General features: G+C 76.5%; 1 protein-coding gene. It reads right to left on the bottom strand.

The features are described 5' to 3' along the window. Positions 1–408: hypothetical protein (locus tag ABE438_RS20325; protein ID WP_346504494.1), on the bottom strand; the 408-nt coding region annotated here is incomplete at its 3' end. Between the last annotated feature and the right edge of the window lie 286 nt (positions 409–694).

Below are 694 nucleotides of genomic sequence, written 5' to 3'. Positions count from 1 at the left end.
CTCCGGCCGCGGGTCCGGCTCTTCCCCGCGCAACTCTTCCCCGCGCCGTTCTTCCGCGCGCATGTCCTGCAACTGCGCGACGATGCGGCGATCGGCCTCGAGGATCGCCTCCTCGCGGCTCATGCCCTCCGCCACGAGGCGGAAGGCGAGCAGCGTCGCGGCGCCGAGCGGCGGCGGCAGCGCCTGGAAGGACCCGCGGACGCAGAGCGCCGGCTGCGGCCCGAGGCAGCGCCTGGCGCGCCGGCAGGCGCTGTCGTCGCATTGGCGATAGCTCTCCATGCCGGCACTGAGCGTCGCATACAGCCGGACCCGGAGCGCCTCGACGGCGGCGAGCTTCTCGGCGCCCGAGGCGGGGGCGGCAGGACGGGCGCGCCTGGGAGAGCGGGGACGGCTGGGAGAGCGGGCCATGGCATATCCTCCGTAGGGTTGGGAAGGCGGGACGGCGCGGCGCCGGCCGGCGCGCCGAGGCGGCAGGCGGCACACGGCGCCGGGCGCGGCGCGTCAACAGGGCACGCCTCCGCGGCCCCACGGGCAAACGCCCGCGGGTCGGATCAGCGTGGAGAGGGGCAGCGGAGCGCCGCGCGGCGCTGGTTATTGGTCCGCTTCCACTGAGCCGGGAAGCGGCGCGGAGGGATTGAGCCACCCTCCGCACGCCCCGGGGCGCGCCGCCTGCGGCGATGATGCGAACCTCGGG

It is taken from the genome of Allobosea sp. TWI1241 (assembly GCF_039673065.1).
In the GTDB taxonomy this organism is placed as follows: domain Bacteria; phylum Pseudomonadota; class Alphaproteobacteria; order Rhizobiales; family Beijerinckiaceae; genus Allobosea.
Note: the sequence above shows the minus strand (reverse complement) of the source record. Positions and strands in the feature narration are given on the sequence as shown.